15 protein-coding genes and 3 pseudogenes are annotated in these 21,045 nt (G+C 33.2%); 17 read left to right on the forward strand and 1 reads right to left on the reverse strand.

Annotated elements, in window-relative coordinates:
* Position 1 precedes the first annotated feature (1 nt).
* The 17 genes and pseudogenes from ACM6HU_RS14945 to ACM6HU_RS15025 all read left to right on the forward strand — a co-directional run bounded on the left by ACM6HU_RS14945 (position 2) and on the right by ACM6HU_RS15025 (position 19,782).
* Positions 2-1,804: an ABC transporter ATP-binding protein gene (locus ACM6HU_RS14945; protein WP_016112622.1), complete on the forward strand. Its 1,803-nt coding sequence runs from the start codon at positions 2-4 to the stop codon at positions 1,802-1,804.
* Positions 1,805-2,646: 842 nt separating this feature from the next.
* On the forward strand, positions 2,647-3,081 hold the full coding sequence (fabZ, locus tag ACM6HU_RS14950; RefSeq protein ID WP_003202177.1) for a 3-hydroxyacyl-ACP dehydratase FabZ: 435 nt from the start codon (positions 2,647-2,649) through the stop codon (positions 3,079-3,081).
* Between the two features lie 551 nt (positions 3,082-3,632).
* The gene (locus tag ACM6HU_RS14955; protein ID WP_088093750.1) at positions 3,633-4,367 is read left to right on the forward strand and encodes a YveK family protein; all 735 of its coding nucleotides are present in this window, start codon (positions 3,633-3,635) and stop codon (positions 4,365-4,367) included.
* The gene (locus ACM6HU_RS14960; protein WP_016131125.1) at positions 4,357-5,046 is read left to right on the forward strand and encodes a CpsD/CapB family tyrosine-protein kinase; all 690 of its coding nucleotides are present in this window, start codon (positions 4,357-4,359) and stop codon (positions 5,044-5,046) included. The genes ACM6HU_RS14955 and ACM6HU_RS14960 overlap by 11 nt, the downstream gene beginning before the upstream one ends.
* A gap of 93 nt (positions 5,047-5,139) precedes the next feature.
* Positions 5,140-5,907 carry a tyrosine-protein phosphatase gene (locus ACM6HU_RS14965; RefSeq protein WP_088093751.1) on the forward strand — a complete coding sequence of 256 codons (768 nt, stop codon included), beginning with the start codon at positions 5,140-5,142 and terminating at the stop codon, positions 5,905-5,907.
* A gap of 246 nt (positions 5,908-6,153) precedes the next feature.
* Positions 6,154-6,388: pseudogene (locus ACM6HU_RS14970) on the forward strand (sugar phosphate nucleotidyltransferase); the annotation flags it as partial.
* 147 nt (positions 6,389-6,535) lie between these two features.
* Positions 6,536-8,356 carry a polysaccharide biosynthesis protein gene (locus ACM6HU_RS14975; RefSeq protein ID WP_088093752.1) on the forward strand — a complete coding sequence of 607 codons (1,821 nt, stop codon included), beginning with the start codon at positions 6,536-6,538 and terminating at the stop codon, positions 8,354-8,356.
* Positions 8,357-8,436: 80 nt separating this feature from the next.
* Positions 8,437-9,906 (forward strand): MOP flippase family protein, encoded by a 1,470-nt coding sequence (locus tag ACM6HU_RS14980; protein WP_088093753.1) that lies wholly within the window; start codon positions 8,437-8,439, stop codon positions 9,904-9,906.
* A 14-nt stretch (positions 9,907-9,920) separates the two neighbouring features.
* Positions 9,921-11,195 carry a hypothetical protein gene (locus ACM6HU_RS14985; RefSeq protein ID WP_088093754.1) on the forward strand — a complete coding sequence of 425 codons (1,275 nt, stop codon included), beginning with the start codon at positions 9,921-9,923 and terminating at the stop codon, positions 11,193-11,195.
* Between the two features lie 21 nt (positions 11,196-11,216).
* Entirely contained in the window at positions 11,217-12,485 is a 1,269-nt protein-coding gene (locus ACM6HU_RS14990; RefSeq protein ID WP_016131119.1) for a glycosyltransferase, read from the forward strand.
* A gap of 19 nt (positions 12,486-12,504) precedes the next feature.
* On the forward strand, positions 12,505-13,620 hold the full coding sequence (locus ACM6HU_RS14995; RefSeq protein WP_249922696.1) for a glycosyltransferase: 1,116 nt from the start codon (positions 12,505-12,507) through the stop codon (positions 13,618-13,620).
* 16 nt (positions 13,621-13,636) lie between these two features.
* A complete protein-coding gene (locus ACM6HU_RS15000; protein ID WP_018764982.1) occupies positions 13,637-14,866 on the forward strand; it encodes a glycosyltransferase family 4 protein in 1,230 nt (409 codons plus the stop codon).
* A 12-nt stretch (positions 14,867-14,878) separates the two neighbouring features.
* On the forward strand, positions 14,879-16,174 hold the full coding sequence (locus ACM6HU_RS15005; RefSeq protein ID WP_088093756.1) for a nucleotide sugar dehydrogenase: 1,296 nt from the start codon (positions 14,879-14,881) through the stop codon (positions 16,172-16,174).
* Positions 16,175-16,192: 18 nt separating this feature from the next.
* Positions 16,193-16,526: pseudogene (locus ACM6HU_RS15010) on the forward strand (sugar transferase); the annotation flags it as partial.
* A gap of 734 nt (positions 16,527-17,260) precedes the next feature.
* Positions 17,261-17,440, forward strand: a pseudogene (locus ACM6HU_RS15015) (sortase domain-bontaining protein); the annotation flags it as partial.
* A gap of 144 nt (positions 17,441-17,584) precedes the next feature.
* Entirely contained in the window at positions 17,585-18,613 is a 1,029-nt protein-coding gene (gene galE, locus ACM6HU_RS15020) for a UDP-glucose 4-epimerase GalE (protein WP_088093757.1), read from the forward strand.
* Between the two features lie 260 nt (positions 18,614-18,873).
* A complete protein-coding gene (locus ACM6HU_RS15025) occupies positions 18,874-19,782 on the forward strand; it encodes a LytR family transcriptional regulator (protein WP_016112609.1) in 909 nt (302 codons plus the stop codon).
* Between the two features lie 301 nt (positions 19,783-20,083).
* On the opposite strand, the gene ACM6HU_RS15030 is transcribed toward ACM6HU_RS15025, so the two are convergent.
* Positions 20,084-20,845 carry a LicD family protein gene (locus tag ACM6HU_RS15030; protein ID WP_016132419.1) on the reverse strand — a complete coding sequence of 254 codons (762 nt, stop codon included), beginning with the start codon at positions 20,843-20,845 and terminating at the stop codon, positions 20,084-20,086.
* Between the last annotated feature and the right edge of the window lie 200 nt (positions 20,846-21,045).

Here is a 21,045-nt window from a genome sequence, read left to right on the forward strand (position 1 = left end):
AATGAGAAATATTTTATATTTTACAAAGCGGTTATACTCTTTTACTGGAAACATTCTCATTGTTAATCTCATGGGAATGGTATTGGTCAGTCTTGTAGAAGGAATCGGCATTTTATTATTAATTCCTATGATAAGTATTAGCGGTATTGCGAAGATGAATGAACAGGCAAGCCCTCTTTCAGGGGTTCTTGGATTCCTAGGTGAGTTTCCAACTAATTTAGGATTACCACTTGTATTAGGAATATATATTATATTGGTCGTGGGACAAGCGCTTTTGCAAAGGAATATAACAGTTCGTAATGCGAAAATCCAGATACGTTTTATTAATCATTTGAGATTGGAAATTTATCGTGGATTGTTGCAGGCCAACTGGAGTTTTTTTGTGAAAAAGAGAAAATCAGATCTTATCAATTCTTTGACAACGGAATTAGGGCGCGTTAGCGCAGGCACTAATTTATTTTTACAGTTGCTCACTTCTTTAATGTTTACATTTATACAGATTGGTTTTGCTTTTTGGTTAGCGACAGATATAACAATTTTTGTACTATGTTGCGCTGTGGTACTTGCCTTTCTTTCACGAAGATTTATTAAAAAATCAAAAAGATTAGGTGGTCGAACCTCAGAGAATTCAAAAGCGTATCTTGCAGGTATAACTGATCATTTTAATGGAATTAAGGATATTAAGAGTAATACACTAGAACGATCTCGTTATATGTGGTTACGTAATTGGGTGGAAGATGTGGAACGTGAACAGTTTGCATATATTAAGGTGAGAAATAATTCTCAACTCTTTTATAAAATTGCATCAGCTGTTTTCATTGCTAGTCTTATCTTTCTATCTGTTAAGCTGTTTCAGACGAAAACTGAGCAATTATTATTAATTATTCTTATATTTTCTCGTTTGTGGCCACGATTTGCAGGTATACAATCAAACATGGAACAAATTGCAGCGAATCTTCCCGCTTTTAAAGATTTGCTGCAATTACAGGAAGAGTGTAAGAAAAGTATAGAATTGCAAGATATAGAGCAGGATTATAATGGTATAAATCCTATTCAGGTAGAACAATCTATTGAGTGTCAGAATATCTCTTTCCGCTACAATAAAGAAAATGCTGTGTATTCGCTCAAAGATATTAATTTGCGCATCCCTGCAAATTGTATGACAGCTATCTCGGGGCGTTCCGGTGCTGGAAAAAGTACATTAATTGATATCGTAATGGGACTTATGCAGCCGGAGAGCGGTCAATTATTAATAGATAACAAGCCTTTAACAAGTAAGAGCCTATTATCATTGAGGAAATCCATTAGCTATGTTCCTCAAGATCCATTTTTATTTAATGCCAGTATAAGAGACAATTTGAGAATGGTTGAGCCAAATGCAAGTGAGGAACAACTTTGGGAAGCGTTGAAATTTTCTGCTTCCGCTGATTTTGTTAGCAGGCTCTCGCAAGGATTGGATACAATGATTGGCGATAGGGGAGTCAAGCTTTCAGGAGGAGAACGACAACGTCTTGTTCTGGCTAGAGCGATACTTCGAAAGCCTTCTATTTTAGTACTGGATGAGGCAACAAGTGCTCTAGATGCTGAAAATGAAGCGAAAATACAAGAGGCGCTGGAAAGACTAAAAGGAAGTATGACAATTATTGTCATTGCACATAGACTATCTACTATAAGTAAAGCTGATCAGGTTATTGTAATGGATCAAGGACAAATTATTCAACATGGTAGTTTCACACAACTGGCGAAAGATGAAAGTGGTTTGTTTAGTAGCCTACTTGGACAACAGGCCAAAGTAAACATTTAAATATGGCTTGTTATAATTGTTTTTTATAAATTTAAGGAATACATTGCCTTTATTTCTTTCGGCCGGTAACACAATTCGATTATTTATGGTTTGGGGGATAATTGGTATTTGTGTACTGGTCTTTTTATGGAAATATGAGCTTAATTTAATTGTGTGACCAGTAAAAAAATTAGAAATACTTTTTGTGACTTATTAATATACCATCTATATACATGTATAAATATCCGTGTTATAATTTAATTTGGAACCTGATTTTATTTATACCATATAACAACAAGCAGCGAGACCCCTCGTCTTTAGGACTAGGGGTCTTTTCTATTTTTGTATATAAAGGTTTATTAGTGTAGTTGTGATAATATTTTATAGGATTTTTATTAAAGGCTAATCCGCAAAGATTTATTTTTTTATAAAGCATAGTGTTCTGGATTGCGAATCTTAATTTCTAGATATACTATTTAAGATAATATAAGAAAAATGAAGAAATTTGTAGAAATTTGTAGAAAATTAAGGCTATGATGGTAAAAAACAGTAAATATTAAATTTTTCTTTCTTATTTTTGTCCTTTATAATGAGCTATGAATACGACACATGAGGCAAATAATGTATATTGCCTTTCCCTAACTTTGATATACACCTTTTTTCCAACCTCCGTGTTAATTGCTATTATTTTGTTATACCGATTAGCGAAGGGAAAAGGGTGTATCTTTTTTGTATGAATAGTCCTAATAGATATTTTGGGTAGAAAGCATTTCTTGTTTTTCGTGACAAAAACAATAGAGAATGGGATAATAAGGACAGTGTGTTGGTGGTATGACCAATTTGGTATATAAGGAGAGAATGATATGCTAGATATTCAACAGATTAAAGAAATTATTCCACATCGTTATCCATTTCTACTAGTCGATCAAATTCTAGAAGTAGAAGAAGGAAAGCGTGCGGTTGGGATTAAAAATGTAACGGCAAATGAGGAATACTTTAATGGACACTTTCCAGATTATCCTGTGATGCCAGGTGTTCTAATTGTAGAAGCATTAGCGCAGGTGGGTGCTGTTGCGGTATTAAAAAAAGAGGAGAATCGTGGACGCCTCGCATTCTTCGCTGGTATTGATAACTGCCGCTTCAAGCGTCAAGTACGTCCGGGTGACCAACTTCGTTTAGAAGTGGAAATGACACGTGTACGTGGACCAATTGGTAAAGGAAAAGCAGTCGCAACTGTAAACGGTGAAATTGCTTGTGAAGCTGAGGTTACATTCGCGCTTGGTGATAAGAAAGAATAAAGATATGATAAGTTGGGAGGTGAATGAAAATAAACTTTTCATTCACCTCCTTTTTAATAAAAGAAAAGTAAGAGAATTTGTTGATAGGTAGGTTCTCTTTATTTAAACAAACGTTTGATTAAAAAACATAAGGGATTTTCGGGAAAACTTTCTCAACTTAGCGTCTAAAAACGCTGTTGAAAAATAGAATAAAAATTTATAATGGAAAGTTTTTTTAACGGGTTATTATAAATATACAGGTGAATTTATAATATATTCACTAATAATACTAACTATATTTACATGTTATCAATATATGGTAAAGGTAAACCCATACCCGACAAAGGATATCTAAATTTGTCAAATTTATCACTATAATATTTGTCAATTTATTAAATGAATTTCTCAACCATTATTGCTATACTAATGTGAGTTATGTAATATATTAAATAGTTGTCTAGGACCAAACATGATTAGGACTAGATACTAGATTCTTATTGTCAGCCGCAAATCTGACATTTTATTTATTTATAAAGGAATTTATGACAAATTATTGAAGGCTGGAGGAAGGCATGGAAGAAACAATAAGTTTGAAAGAACTATTTACTATTTTAAGAAAACGTTTAGTTATGATCATCGCAATTACGACTGGGGCAGCTCTTGCAAGCGCAATCGTAAGTTTCTACTTTATAACGCCGATTTACCAAACTTCAACGCAAATTCTTGTTAACCAAAAGAAACAAGAGGGTGTTTTCCAACCTGGGGAAGTACAAACAAGTCTTCAATTAACAAATACATATAAAGTTATTGTGAAAAGCCCAGTTATTTTAGATCAAGTGAAAGAAAAGTTGAAACTGAATATGTCAACTGGAGCATTAAATAACAAAATTAACGTAGCTAATGAGAAAGATTCGCAAGTTATTGCGGTTACAGTACAAGACAAAGATGCAAAATTAGCTCGTGATATCGCAAATACAACAGCGGAAGTATTCAAAAGTAAAATTGCAAAAATTATGAGTGTAGATAATGTAACAATCCTATCAAAAGCAGAAGTGGCGGAAGGGCAATCTCCAATTAGGCCTAATAAGATGTTAAATGTAGCTATTGCATTTGTCGTTGGCTTAATGGCTTCTGTCGGACTTACATTCTTACTAGAATATTTAGATAACACATTCAAAAAAGAAGAAGATATCGAAAAATTTCTAGGTCTACCAGTTCTTGGAGTGATTTCTCATATAGAAGATAATGTGAAAAGCAGCAGTCGGTCAAGGGCAAAGAGAGTAGGAGGGCATACAATTGGTTCTTAAGAAAAAAGCATCACGCGCACGTCGTCAGCTTATTGCATATGAACAACCGAAATCATCTATTTCGGAACAATATCGAAATGTACGAACAAATATTGAATTTGCATCCGTTGATAAAAAAATTCGTTCTCTTATCGTTACATCCGCTAATTCAAGTGAAGGAAAGACAACCACAGCTGCTAACATTGCAATAGTCTTTGCACAGCAAGGTAAAAAAGTATTACTCATTGATGCGGATTTACGTAAGCCTGCATTACATCAAATGTTACAAGTTGAGAATGTTTTTGGCTTAACAAGTGTATTAACACGTAGTAAAACACTTGAGACATGTGTGGAAAATACAAACATTAGAAATTTAAACTTCCTGCCATGCGGGCCAATCCCACCAAACCCAGCGGAATTGTTGGGGTCGAACTCGATGAAAGATTTACTTTCAGGAGCATATGGCATGTATGATCTCGTTATCTTTGATACATCTCCGATTTTACCAGTTACTGATGCGCAAGTCATGGCAAATCAATGTGATGCTTCTGTACTAGTTGTCCGAAGTGGCGTAACAGAAAAGGATACGGCGATTAAAGCAAAACAAGCACTTGATGGCGCAAAGGGTATATTACTTGGCGTTATTCTAAATGATAAAGAACAAACAGGATCTGAGTATTATTATTACAGTTCTAACTAAATAGATGAGAGGAAAGAGGAGACATCTTCTTTTCCTCTTATATTCACAATGTGAAGAGTAAATGAAGAATAGATAGAGAAGGGGTGTAAGGGAATGATTGATTTACATTGTCACATTTTGCCTAGTATCGATGATGGGGCACAATCAATCGAAGATAGTATCGCGATGGCAAAGGCAGCATGTAAAGAAGGTATTCATACAATCGTTGCCACTCCGCATCATCAAAATGGTGTTTATATTAATCCAGCAGAAGGCATTCTTCATCAGGTAAAGCAGTTAAATGATAGATTGAAAGAAGAAGACATTAATTTAACCATTTTACCTGGTCAAGAAATCAGGTTATATGGAGAATTGTTAGAAGACTACGAATTGGGTAAAATTGTTACATTGAATCGTACGGATAAATACATATTAATTGAATTCCCAGCAAATCATGTCCCGCGCTATGCAGAAAAAATGTTATATGAATTGCGTATAAAAGGAATCACGCCGATCATTGTACATCCAGAGCGAAATACGGAAATCATCGAACGCCCCGGGGTATTGTATAAGTTCGTAAATCAAGGCGCACTCACGCAAATTACTGCGGGGAGTGTAACAGGAAAGTTCGGAAAGAAAATCAAGAAATTTTCGTTACAACTCATTGAACACCATTTAGCACATGTCATATCATCAGATGCCCATAACACAACAACGCGCTCATTTCACTTACAAGCAGCATATGAGGTAATAGAGAAGTCATTTGGGAGCTCTACACTTTATTGTTTCAAAGAAAATACATATTCACTAATAAGTGGGAAGGTAATTTACCCAGAAGAACCAGAACAGGTGCGACGTAAGAAAATACTGGGTCTCTTTTAAGTATAAACATTTGGTGATGCCTCCTAACCAATATCAATGGAGACACTCGGCTATGCTGTGGGTAGAGTAAGCTTTACCTTAGACGCGCTTGTTGTCAAAAGCATGGTGTGAGGTCGGGTTAGATGCCCGTTATTATTATAAAATTGTGAGAAGTTCTAACCATATCTTTTAGGGGTGTAGAAGATATGGTTGGAACTTTTATTATTTCTATATATGAATATATGGAAAATCAGGGAGCTATACAAGTTGAAACAAGTAAAAAAAGCCATCATTCCAGCGGCTGGGGACAAGATTTTTACCAGCGACAAAAGCAATGCCGAAAGAAATGTTGCCAATCGTTGATAAACCGACGATTCAATACATTGTTGAAGAAGCAATTACATCTGGAATTGAAGACATCATTATCGTAACAGGGAAAGGAAAGCGTGCAATTGAAGATCACTTTGATCACTCCTTTGAACTGGAACAAAACTTATATGAATGAACTTGTACAGAAAGAACTTTTAAACGTATAGATTGTATATAACTGAAAAATAGGCTGTTTTTAAATATAGGGCATGGTTTATAAAATGTTAGGTGTGGGAAGGACTCTTATTTTAAAGTTATATAAAAGAAAGGAAAATGTGTCTTGAGTTATCAAAAGAGGCTCTCATTATTAGTATTATTAGATTCATTCATTGTTTTAACATCGGTATACTTGAGTTATTGGTTTATTCATCCTAATGCATTAGACAATATTCCAACTGCACTTATTATTAGTTCAATTACGTTACTTTGTAGTCATCATGTGTTTGCTGCAATTTACAAGTTGTACAAAAAAGCTTGGGAGTATGCAAGTATAGGAGAGTTAGAAAATATTTTCAAAGCCGTTACATTTTCTATTATCGTGACTGCAATCGTTGAGCAAGTTATTAATCACGATATTTATTTCCGCATCTTAGTAATCGCATGGATGTTCCATATGCTACTTATTGGTGGTTCACGATTTATATGGCGTATTTTCCGTGATACATACATTTCAAAGAAAACAGATAAAGCTCGTACATTAATTGTAGGAGCGGGTTCAGCAGGAGCGATGATTGTACGTCAGCTTCAAAAAAGTCATGAGACACATTTAGAAGCGGTAGCATTTGTTGATGATGATCTAAGGAAACAAAGGTTAGAAATATACAATATCCCTGTTGTAGGAACAAGAGAAGACATTCAACGGGTTGTTGATCGTTATCAAATTGAACATATTATTATTGCTATTCCTTCCCTTAGTCGTAAAGAAGTGAATGGAATTTTTGAAGCCTGTACAAAAACGAAGGCAAAGACACAAATTGTACCAATGCTAGAAGATATTCTGGATGGGAAAGTTTCTGTTAATGAGTTTCGTGATGTACAAGTAGAAGATTTATTAGGACGTGAGCCTGTGAAATTAGATGATGCAGGTATTGGCGAAAAGATTACAGGAAAAACAATCTTAGTAACTGGCGCTGGAGGATCAATTGGTTCCGAGCTGTGTCGCCAAGTCATGAAATTTAAACCAGGTAAAATTGTATTACTTGGTCACGGTGAGAACAGCATTTATACAATTGAAATGGAATTGCGTTCACTATATAAAGATTCCATCGAAATTACAACAGAAATTGCAGATGTGCAAGACCGTAATAAAATGTTTGAAGTGATGAAGAAGCATAACCCATACATTGTGTATCATGCAGCGGCACATAAACATGTTCCACTTATGGAAAGGAACCCAGAGGAAGCTGTAAAAAATAATATTATTGGTACGAAAAATGTTGCGGAAGCATCGGCTACTTTTGGTATAAACACATTTGTTATGGTTTCCACTGATAAAGCTGTTAACCCGACAAGTGTAATGGGCGCAACGAAACGCATTGCTGAAATGATTGTACAGCATATGGATACTGTTAGTAATACTCGTTTTGTAGCTGTTCGTTTTGGTAATGTACTGGGAAGTCGTGGTAGTGTTATTCCTTTATTTAAGAAACAAATTCAAAAGGGTGGACCGGTTACTGTTACACATCCTGATATGATTCGTTATTTTATGACAATTCCAGAGGCTTCACGTTTGGTTATTCAAGCTGGATCTTTAGCTAAAGGTGGGGAGATTTTCGTTCTTGATATGGGAGAACCTGTTAAAATTGTTGATTTAGCTAAAAATCTTATTAAACTATCTGGTTATCAGGTCGAGGATATTGGAATTAAGTTTTCTGGGATACGCCCTGGGGAAAAACTTTTTGAAGAATTATTAAAGGATGATGAAGTGCATAAAGAGCAAATTTATCCCAAGATATACATTGGTAAATCTAATCATGAATTAAGTGCCGAATTACCGTATTTAGTACAATATATTTCTAATTTAGAAGGGAATCATTTAAGAGATTTCTTATTAGATTTAACTAATAATCGTCAAAAAGTAATAGATAAAATGAGTATTTAACAGCACTTGGTGGAAAAAAATATGATATTTATTAAAAAATTATTATCTTTGTGTTTAAGTTAGGTGAGAGGATACCTTGTATGATTACAAATTTAAAGCAAAAAGCATTTAGTGGAGCTAAATGGACTACAACATCAGCACTAATTGTTTCTAGTTTACAAATAATTCAATTGGTTATAATATCTAGAATACTTCCGCCTGAATCATTAGGATTAATGACTACTATTATGGTAGTTGTAGGGTTTGCTCAATTATATTCGGATATGGGAATTACTAACGCTATAATTTATAAAGAGAATTTAACTAAAAAACAATTATCGAGTCTTTATTGGTTTAATATAATGTTAGGGTTATTATTAACTTTAGTTATTATTGGATTTACTCCAGTTATAGCATATTTTTATCATGAACCAAGATTAAGCATTTTATTATGCTTAATAGCAGTAATATTTTTGATTAATCCAATAGGCCAACAATCTATGGTTTTACATCAAAAAGAGCTTAAATTTGATATTCTAGCAAAGATAGAAATAATAGCGGCTATATCAGGTTTTTTATTAACCATAACTCTTGCTTATATAGGCTATGATGTCTACTCATTAGTTATTGGTCAAATATTTATTAACTTTATGAAAATGTGTGGATATGTTTTTATTAGTAAAAATGTATCGAAGCCTATGATGTACTTTAGATTTAGTGAAGTGAAATCTTTCGTAAGTTTTGGCTTATATCAATTAGGTGAAAGAACAATTCATTACATCAATTCTAATCTAGATTATATAATTATTGGAAGTCTACTTGGTTCAAAAGCTCTAGGTTATTATACTATTGCTTTCAATCTTATAATATTACCTATTTCAAAGATTAATCCCATAGTGACAAGAGTGGCATTTCCTATATTTTCTAAGATGCAAAATGATATATCTTTGCTAAAAAAATCATACTTTAAAATCATTCGGATTTTGAGTTGTATAAATTTCCCTTATTTTTTTGGTTTATTTATATCTGCTCCGATTTTAGTTCCTGTTATTTTTGGAGAGAAATGGATGCCTAGTGTATTACTTATTCAAATACTCTCTTTTGTTGGAATAACAAGAGCTATTGTCAATCCAATTGGGGCATTAGTAATGGCCAGGGGAAGAGTAGATTTAGGATTTAAGTGGCACTTTTTTATGCTGTTTTCTCAAGTGCCCTTAATTATCACTGGAGCATATTTTGGTGGAATAACGGGAGTAGCTATAGGATATTGTTGCCATCAAGTGGTATACATAATTACAAATTACACATTTGTGATTCGAACATTAGTGGGTTCTTGTTTGAAAGAGTTTTTAGAAAGTTTTATGAGTTCTATAAAAGCTTCATTAGTTATGATGGGAACTGTATTGGTGATACTGAATTTTATAAAGCAGTTAGATATGACAATTCAGCTAGTTTTAGTGGTTTCGTTGGGAGCCGTGTTTTACATAACGGCTTCTTTGGTATTTCAACGACAACTAATTATAGAATTAAAAGAATTATTTTTAAGGAAAAGGATAAAAAACGTTAGTTAAGAGGTAAATTATACATGCTCACAACATTAGTTTTTTTAGTATTTTTTTATCTTATAGGCACAATCTTAACCTTAAGATTAGGACGTAAAGAGGTTAAGTTATTTCATATTATCTTTATTTTTAATGTCTTAATAAGTATTTTAATGTACTACATATATATAGATAGATATGGAGTACCTTATTATATTGGTGGAAGTGATGATTTAGTTTACGAACAACAAGCAGCATATGCGTATGAAAGTTTAGGTGTTTTTGATTATTCTAGTCTTAAAGAAATTTTTTGGACGTCTAACTCGTTAGGATACACATACTTGGTAAGTATATTCTTTCGAATTGCATCTTTTTTTGATGGATACCATACATTAGTTCCTCGTTTTTTTAATAGTTTATTGCTGGCTTTTATTTCTGTATTTGTATATAAAATAAGTATGAATTATATGGAGTTGAAACAAAGGTTTGCTTTTCTAGCAGCAGTAATAGTAGGATGCTCACCCATAATGAGTTTTAATGCTGCGCATGTTTTTAGAGATATTGTAGTTACTTTCATAATGGTACTTGTAATATACCTTGCATTAGGTTTTTATAAATTTAATTTATGGGAAAAATCTATGGCTATTTGTGGAATGTTTATATTATTTGTAATACTTTATGAAATTCGTTATATGTCGGCTTACTTTTTAGTGATTCAGATAATATTTACAATGTGGGCAGCATACCGTAATTCGAAAAATAAACCATTAAAATTAAAAAATATAATGAGTATTTCTATAATTGTTTTGTTATTTATACTCATTTTTAATACTTCTTTAGTTAATACAATATTTAATTACTATGAAATTTATGCTGATTATAGAACGGAGAGAACTGATGGTTTAGCTCAATACGTTTTTAATGCTCCTTTATATGTGGGTTTTTTTCTAAGAGTTGTATATTTATCTATTACTCCTTTTCCTATTTTTTCATCTGAATTGGAGCGGAATTTTTTAAGTATAGGTACTATTGTGCAATTATTTTTGATGCCTTATGTATTAATTGGAATTAGGAAGTCTTTTTCAAATAGTAATGTAGCAACAATTATGTTTAGCTTTATTGTAGTTTATATTTCTGTAAGCATGTTATCTTTTACAATTAGACATATATGTTTATTCTATCCATTTATGATTTTGTTAGCTTTTTATGGGTATCAGAATGCAAATTTATATTTTAAACATAAGAAAATGCCATTGGCGATAGTTTATTTTATGATTTTAATTGGTATAACAATGTACAGTATTTTGAAATTTTATTGATATTTAAGGGGCTAAAGGGACATGAAGATTTTATTTATAGCAAATCACTTTCCGCCTATAAACAATTCTGCGAGTATTAGAATATTAAATTATGTTAATCATTTGCAGGTGATGGGGAATGAAGTGATGGTACTCACACCAGATTATCCTAAAGATTTTATAAATTATGATGAAGAGCTTTTATATAAAATAAATACAAACATTAAAGTAATTAGAGTAGATATGGGATCAATATATAAAAGAATTTATCCTAAGAAGAGTAGGCAGATTGGTAATGATTCTCCTGTGAAGGCTAGCAAAAAAAATATTTTAAAATCATCTATAAAAAGGAATTTAGCTATTCCAGATTCTTATATTGAATGGAAAAACAATGCCTCCAAGATAGGAGATAAACTAATAAAAAAAAATAAAGTAGATATCATTATTTCAACGCATGAAACCCCTTCTTGTCATTTAGCTGGCTTGAAATTAAAAAAAAATAACCCAGAGGTGAAATGGATAACATATTGGAGTGATCCTTGGACATTTGAATATTATAGATCCAGAGAAAGTTTATTAAAACGTAATGTTGAAAAGTGGTTGGAACGTAATGTTGTTAAAAAGAGTGATAAATTTCTATTTACTACTGAGGAAACAAGGGATTTATATATAAGTAGCTATAGTATACCTAAAAGTAGAACTGCTATTGTTTATAGGGGATTTGAAGAATATTCACGAGAAAACTCAAAGAAATTCATAGGTTTATTAAAAAAGGATAAAATTAATTTAGTGCATACTGGTGAAATATATACTGAGTTGAGAGATACTAGGCCTTTAATTGAAGCATTGAAAGCCTTAGAAGAGGAAGAGAAGGATATTTTTGATCAAATTAATATAGTTTTGGTAGGAGGAGTTGATAATTTAAAGATTAAAAAAGAATTAAAAGATATAAAATGTGTATCTCTTCTATCACGAGTTCCTTATGAAGAAGCGCAAGATTATATGCATAATAGTGATGGATTATTATTGTGGGGCAATAAATATGGTTGTCAGATCCCTGGAAAAGTCTACGAGTATTTCGGAGTTAAATCACCTATTTTAACCATATTGGCTAATAATCAAGATCCAGTTGGTAAATTAATGAAGGACGTCGATAAGGGACCCATTATTTATAATAATGTGCAAGAAATTAAAGAAATGATAAAAGAATTCGTTAAAAATAAAGATAAAAAAGAATATTGGTATGAAATCATTCCTAAGTATAAATGGGAAAATGTAGCTAAAGATTTGTTTTCTAAGATTTCAGATTAAATAATGGAGGAGAATGCATATGAATCAAGCTAAGAAGGTATGTATAGTTTCTCCTATACACGATTATAAGGATATAAGGGTATACCAAAAACAAGCAAAAACTATAGAAAATAGTGGTTATGAGGTTAGTTTGCTTGCTAGAAAAGATTATGATGAGAAAATAGGTAATATACAAATCTTCGCAATTCCAAAATCAAAAAACTTTTTAAGTAGAATTATCTTGCAACCTAAATTACTTTGTAAAATACTTAAGACAAGGTCTAAAATAGTTCATTTGCATAATCCTGACACGATATTATTAGGATTTTTGTTGAAAATGTTTAATAAAAAAGTTATTTATGATACTCACGAAGATTTTTCAAAAAGAATATTAATTCGGGAATGGATTCCCTATTCTTATAGGAAACTTATTGCTAAAGTAGTTACAGGTTTAGAGTTAATGGCATCAAGGTGTTTTGATGGATTTATTGTTACACAAGAAGGTTTACTTGCCAAATATAAAAATGCATTGTTAATTGAGAATGCGCCAATTCATCAGGGTGAACTAATAACGAGAGCTTATGAATTAAGTAAGCTAATCTCAAAGAGTAACTATATAAGGGTGGTTTACGTTGGTGGAATCAGTGAGCAACGGGGTTTGAGACAGATAGTACAAGCTTTAGAAAAAATAAATAAGACTTATAGTTGCAGATTATGGCTAATTGGTCCAGATTCAAAAGAAATAAATGAGCTTCAGAAATTGAATGGTTGGAAATATGTAGACTATTTAGGAAAGCTTCCTCAAGAGAAAGCTTTTTCATATGTAATAAAATCAGATATAGGTTTATGTACAATATTAGATGTTGTTGATCATGCTGAGACAAGCCCCAATAAGATTTTCGAGTATATGACTTTAGGTATCCCATTTATTGCAAGTGACTTCCCGAAATGGGAAAAAAAAATAGGGTGTAGTAATGCGGGATATTTTGTAGATCCACAAAATATAAACAAGATTGCAGATCTGATATTGAAGATTGGTTCGGATGAAAATTTGAAAAGTTATTTATCTAATAATGGAAAGAAATATATTTATGAAAAATTTAATTGGGAAAGAGAATCGGAAAAACTTATAGAGTATTATAAAAAAATAAATTAGTAGGAGCATAAAAATTATGAGGGTTTTATTACTTCATCAGTATTTTTTAGGAAAAGATGACCCAGGTGGTTCTAGATTTAATCAATTTGTTAAGTATTGGGAAGAGCAAGGACATGAGATTACAGTTGTGGCTGGGACTGTACATTACACTACGGGTAAAAAAGAAGAGAAGTATAAAGGAAAATGGATTGTAGCAGAGGAGTATTCCCCGAATGTAAAAGTACTAAGAACATATGTATCTGAAGCTTATAATAAGTCATTTTTTGGAAGGCTATGGGGGTACTTTTCGTTTACAGTTTCTTCATTAACAGCTATTCTTTTCAGGGTGAAAAGTCATGATATTGTAATTGTAACTTCTCCGCCGTTATTTGTTGGGGTTACTGGCATTTTTACAAAATGGTTTAAAAGAATACCGATGATATTTGAAGTTCGAGATTTATGGCCAGAATCGGCTATTGATACTGGGGTTTTAAAGAGTAAGCCATTAATAAAAATGGCTTTTTTTGTTGAAAAAATGTCTTATAAGTTTGCGAATAAAATCAACGTTTTAACTCCTGCGTTTCGTAATGTATTAATTGAGAAGAAACATATTTCTCCAGATAAAATAACTTTTATCCCAAATGGGGCAGATTTAGATATTTTCGAACCAGGTGAAAAAGATAACTGGGTTCGTGAAAAATACAGTTTGCAAAATAAGTTTGTCGTTACTTATATGGGGGCACATGGGCTAGCGAATAATTTAGATAGTCTTTTAAATCTTGCGAAGGCATGCGAAGAATATGAAGATATAGCTTTTCTATTAGTTGGAGATGGGATGGAAAAAGCACGACTGAAAAAAAGAGTTAAGAGTGAAAGGCTACAAAATGTTATATTTATTGACTCACAACCAAAGGCAGTTATTCCTGATTTTTGTAATGCTTCAGATATTTGTACTGCAGTTTTGAAAAAGGTAGATACATTTAAAACAGTATATCCTAATAAAGTGTTTGATTATATGTCATGTGCAAAACCGATTTTACTTGGAATTGATGGAGCTGCTAGAGAATTAGTAGAGGAAAGTGGATGTGGAGTTTATGTTGATCCTGAAGATATTATCCAGTTTAAAGAGAAAATATTAGAATTCTATCATAATAGAGAACGATTAGATGAAATGGGTCTTAAAGGTTATAAATATGTGCAAAGGAAATTTAGTCGAAAAGCTTTAGCACATAAATACATTCAAGAAATTGAAAGTATAATCAAATAGGAGGAAATAGCAATGAGTAAAAATTTATGCGTAGTAGGACTAGGCTATATTGGATTACCCACATCAGCAATGTTTGCAAAAGCTGGTTATACTGTAACAGGTGTAGATGTAAACCCAATTGCGATAGAAATGATTAATCAAGGGGAAATCCACATTGAGGAAGTTGGTTTGGGAGAATTAGTTAAAGAAATGGTTGGGAAGGGAAGATTAAAAGCTAGTCTTCAACCAACTCATGCAGATGCATATATCATTGCGGTACCAACACCGCATAATGCAGATCATACTGCAAACTTAGATTATGTAATTGGGGCTACAAAATCTATTGTACCCTTTGTAAAACCAGGAAATGTAGTTATTGTTGAATCTACAATTCCTCCGAGAACAATTGATGATGTAGTGGCGCCAATTTTCAAAGAACATGGATGGATTGTAGGAGAAGATATTTATCTAGCCCATTGTCCAGAACGAGTGTTACCAGGACGTATATTAATTGAGTTAGTTGAAAATACACGAATTGTTGGGGGAATCAATGATATTTCTACTAGCAAGGCTGCAGAGTTATATCGTAGCTTCGTTACAGGACAGATATTAGAGACTACTGCTGTTACAGCTGAAATGTCTAAGTTAATGGAGAATACGTATCGTGATGTTAATATTGCACTTGCAAATGAATTGGTCAAAATTTCTCAAGAGTTAAATGTTAATGCATTAGATGTAATTCGTTTAGCTAATCATCATCCGCGTGTGAATCTACACCTACCAGGACCAGGTGTTGGAGGCCATTGTTTAGCAGTCGATCCTTATTTCATCATCGAAAAGGCACCAGAACAATCCGTACTAATCTCAAACTCTAGAGAAATAAACAATTCTATGCCGATATTTATTACAGATCAAATAGAAAAAATGGTTCCAAGTAATGGGAAGGTTGCTGTTCTAGGCATTACTTATAAAGGAAATATTGATGATGTTCGAGAAAGTCCTGCGATGACAATTGTAGATTTATTAACAGCTAAAGGATATGAAGTAGCGGTACATGATCCACATGTCCATCAACAACAAGTAGTATTTAATCTATATGACTTTGAAGAAGCGATTATAGATGCAGATTGTGTACTTGTTTTAACAGATCATAATGAATTTAAGCATCTAAATGAGACCAGTATTTTAGAACATGCAAAAAAAACTGTTATCCTGGATACACGTAATTGTGTGAAATGTAAAAACTCAGAAATAATGTATATTAATTTTAATAATTTATATGAAATTAAAGGTTTAGAAAGTGTCAAGAAGCAATTAGTAAATAATTAAAGGCGTGTGATGGATATTATGAAAAGGGCTTTCGATGCTCTTACAGCAGTTTTAACTCTGATGTTGTTGTCTTTTATAATTTTAATTGTCGCCCTTCTTGTAAGGTTCAAACTAGGTAGTCCTATTATTTTCAAACAACAACGTCCAGGCTTACATGGAAAACCCTTCTATGTATACAAGTTTCGTACAATGACAGATGCAAAAGATGAAGAGGGTAATTTCTTACCAGATAATGTTCGTTTAACATCATTTGGTAAATTACTTAGAAAGTTAAGTCTGGATGAATTACCACAGCTTATTAATGTAATAAAAGGAGATATTAGTTTAGTAGGACCTCGTCCATTATTAATTGATGAAAAGGTAACAGGTGTTACGTATTTAGATGTGATTGAAGCTTTAGCGGCACAAAATATTGAAGCGCGTCCAGTTTGGAAGCCGCTTCATAGATAGCCTGTCTTCGCAGGTTCTAAATAGTATACTCATGGTGATACAGATAGTATTTCTGATAAGCTGTTTAGTCAAGGTTTATGTTTACCTTCTGGTTCAAGTATGACAGTGGAAAATCAAGAAAGAGTTATCGCTACTGTTAAAGAGGTATTAGCAAAGCAAGTTGTAACGAAATAAATTATAAAAAAGTGCATTCATTTTTTATATCTAGTAAAAAGATATACACACAATTAGGTTGGAAACCAATGTATTCAATTGATGGAGCTATTCATTCAGCTTGGAAATGACATAGTAATCATCCGAACGGTTATGGGAATCAACTATTTCTATATCAGAAAATGTTTAGTCTTTAGACCTTGTGTAAGAGGTTCATCTTGAGAAATTGTAATTAGGTTGTCCTACATAGGATTGCTTATGATATATTTAAATTAATAAATTGTTATAAAAAGGAGAAATAGCCATGAATTTCAAAGGCGTCATGAAAAAGGCTCATTAGTCGCTGCACTTGCTCTCGGTTTAACAGCATTCGCTACACCGGCTGCACATGCAGCAAGTGTAATGAGCTTAAAAACTGAGCAAAAAGTAGAAATGCTTCGCTTATTCTTGGATAGTGCGAAACTTGCACATTTACAAGTAGCACTTGTTTATGAAATAACAGATTTCAAAATTACGGGAGCGAATGATGAGACGATTATCGTTCCAACTGATTATGAGACATTAACATTAACGACATGTTATCCGTTTGAGTATATTGGTGATGCTCCGGATCGCTTTATTGTGTATACGAAGCTTGTGTCTAAGCCGGATTTAGAGAAATAGTCATAGTCAAAAGGAAGCCCAATTTCCTTTTATACAATTGGGCTTGTTGATAAGCAAGAAGAAGAGAATATATGGATAAGGTTTTTAGAATTGATTCTGCTGAGAGTTCATAAAACCAGAAAAAATCGGAGGGGGTTTTTCATCATGGCAATACTCGTAACGGGTGGAGCAGGATATATTGGTAGTCATACATGTGTGGAATTATTAAATAGCGGTTATGATATTATAGTAGTTGATAACCTTTCTAATAGTTCAGTAGAATCGTTGAATCGAGTGAAAGAAATAACAGGGAAACAGTTTAAATTTTATGAAGAAAATCTTCTAAATCGTGATGCAATCGATGTGATTTTTAAAGAAAATACAATTGAAGCAGTCATTCATTTTGCTGGCTTAAAAGCAGTTGGAGAATCAGTAGCAATTCCGCTTACTTATTATCATAACAACATTACAAGTACATTAATATTATGCGATGTTATGCAGAAGCATAATGTAAAGAAAATGATTTTTAGTTCATCAGCAACGGTATATGGTCTTCCTGAAACATCACCAATTACAGAAGAATTTCCTTTAAATGCAACAAACCCATACGGTCAAACAAAGTTGATGATTGAACAAATGATGCGTGATGTAGTTGTAGCTGATTCTGAGTGGAGTGTTGTATTACTTCGTTATTTCAATCCATTTGGTGCACATGAAAGTGGGCGTATTGGGGAAGATCCAAATGGAATTCCGAACAACTTAATGCCATATGTAACGCAAGTAGCAGTTGGTAAGTTAAAAGAATTAAGTGTATTTGGAAACGATTATCCGACAAAAGATGGTACAGGTGTCCGTGATTATATTCACGTTGTTGATCTTGCGAATGGACATGTGAAGGCTCTTGAAAAAGTATTACATACAACAGGTGTAGATACATATAACCTTGGTACAGGTACTGGATATAGCGTGCTAGAAATGGTACAAGCATTCGAGAAAGTTTCAGGAAAGTCCGTTCCATATAAAATTACAGAGCGTCGTCCTGGAGATGTTGCTGTATGTTTTGCAGATGCATCTAAAGCAAAACGTGAATTAGGATGGGAAGCAAAGCGCGGGCTTGAAGAAATGTGCGCGGACTCATGGAAATGGCAGTCGAATAATAAGAATGGCTACCAAGAAACAGAATGTATGAAGTGAATATGATCTTGTAAATGCTTTCTTTATGATTTGCTAGACATATCATCAATTTTTTTGAAACAATAATGTAAAAACCTCGTCTTATTCTATACTAGATAAGACGAGGTTTTTTGGTGTATAGGTAAGATATCTAATGAGAAAAGTATATATGTATGAAATTATAGAATAATTTGGATATAGAAACTAATCCCATGTATAATGGGTGTGGTACTTTATTCCTTAAAAACCTATAAAGCTGATTCGAGAAAGAAGGTTACATAATGAAAAAAATTCTATTTTGGATACTGGGTATTATCGGCGTTCTTGTCATTGCAGGAGGCGGTTATGCGTATTATCTGTACTCATCCGTTTCGGGGACAATAGATAAAGTGTATACACCGCTTGAACGAGATCATTCTGAGAAACGTTCTACTGATGTGAAGTTAGGAAGTAAACAACCTGTTTCTATTTTATTATTAGGTGCAGATGAGCGCGGGGCAGATAAAGGGCGTTCGGATTCGATTATGTTATTAACATTAAATCCGAAGCAAAGTTCGATGGAAATTGTAAGTATTCCTCGTGATACATATACGGAGATTGTTGGGAAAGGGAAGAAAGATAAAATCAATCATGCATATGCATTTGGCGGAATTGATATGTCTGTGAAGACAGTTGAAAATTTTTTAGATATTCCAATTGATTATTATATTGAAGTAAATATGGAAGGTTTCCGTGATATTGTTGACGCTGTTGGCGGAATTGATGTGAATAATGACTTAGCCTTTACGCTTGAAGGCATGTCATTTGAGAAAGGAAATATTCATTTAAATGGCGAGCAGGCGCTGAAGTATACGCGTATGCGTAAGGAAGATCCGCGCGGTGATTTCGGTCGTCAAATGCGTCAGCGTCAAGTGCTAGAAGCGGTTATTAGTAAAGGCGCGAACATATCATCTATTACAAAACTTGGCACGATGTTAGGTGCTGTTGAGAAAAATGTAAAAACAAATTTAAGTCAAGATCAAATGTGGGATCTTCAAAGCAATTATAAATCTGCGATGAATAAAAAAGAGGAAATTCAAATTCCTGGTGACGGTCATAAGCAGAATGGTGTTTGGTACTATTTCGTTCCTGATAAAGATCGTCAAGATTTGTCTAATAAATTAAAAGCTCATTTAGAGTTAACAAAATAGTAGTTGAGTATAAGGAATAAGCTTAATGATCCTGTAATGGGACATTAGGCTTTTTTGATGTCTCATATATAAGCTGCTAAGAACAGCAAAAGGTGACCTGCTTACTGGTTTTCTCTCTCTGTTTTTCCTTGGCATGGGGCAGGAAAAGGGTCTGACCGCTTCTATGCATGGCTGGATGCTCTCTCCCACCTGAAAAGAAGGGGTTTATGTCGGTTTTTCAATTTGTATTTATACAGTAAATAATAGGCGCTACGTATCCTTTATGTTAAAGGATACGTAGCGCCTTATTTTTGTCCAAATCTTATACGTGTTGCTTCGTCACTTTTAAATTTTGCATATGAGCTTGTTGTTTACTTTCTTCTGGTATTTGCATGTAGTTTCCATACATTCCTGATAAGTAGCGATCTGCATCATTTGGAACAGGGAACATGTGTCCATCGAAAATTCCTTCTTTTAACGGGAAGATTTCACTAAGCTCGAAGTTATGCCATCTGTAATAGCCTGTCTCCATTCCGTACGTTACAGCGTTTGTTTTTTTAAGGCCTTTTACATATAGTTTAAAGAATTTCGATTTGTTTAGAATTCTTCTTGCTACATCTGCAGGGCCGTTTATTTTCGAAGGATAATTGATTGCGGCAAGTTTTCGTACAATTTTTTCTAACGGCGTTGCCGATTCTGAAACGTAGTCAAATGGGAAAATATCAATGGATATTCCTTTTCGGTGTGTACCATCGCTTTCTTGCCATTCAAAATCATCTAGATAGAGAATTTTCGTCCAGTTATGTTTGCCGTGTGTATTTACTTTTTCTGTTTCTAGTTTATATGGCTTTGGTAAATGGTTTGGAATAATGCGCAAAAATTTCTCGTAATCTTCTCTTAGCATAGCAAGATCTGCATCATCATCCCAAGGGATAAATCCTTTATGTCTAACAGAACCTAATAGGGTTCCATCTGTGATCCAAAATTTAATATCATGTTCTTTACAGATTTTATGAAGCGTTATGAGCATATCCAGCATCACTTTTTGAGCTTGCTCCAAAGGTGTTAGTTGTAGTGCATTCAAAATAAGTTCCTCCAATTGTTCTAATCAATAGAATAAATATTCACGTTTCCTATTGTATTGAAAAATATTACACTCATAAGTTTAAGTATACATCAGTTATAAATTGGCACGCAACTACAGTTTCTTTGTGTGTAACTGTGTTTTAGATTTTGTTTTTTCTTAATATATATTCATATAAGATGCTATTTACAAAGCACACA

Source organism: Bacillus sp. IT-79MI2, from assembly GCF_949768135.1.
Classification (GTDB): domain Bacteria; phylum Bacillota; class Bacilli; order Bacillales; family Bacillaceae_G; genus Bacillus_A; species Bacillus_A pseudomycoides.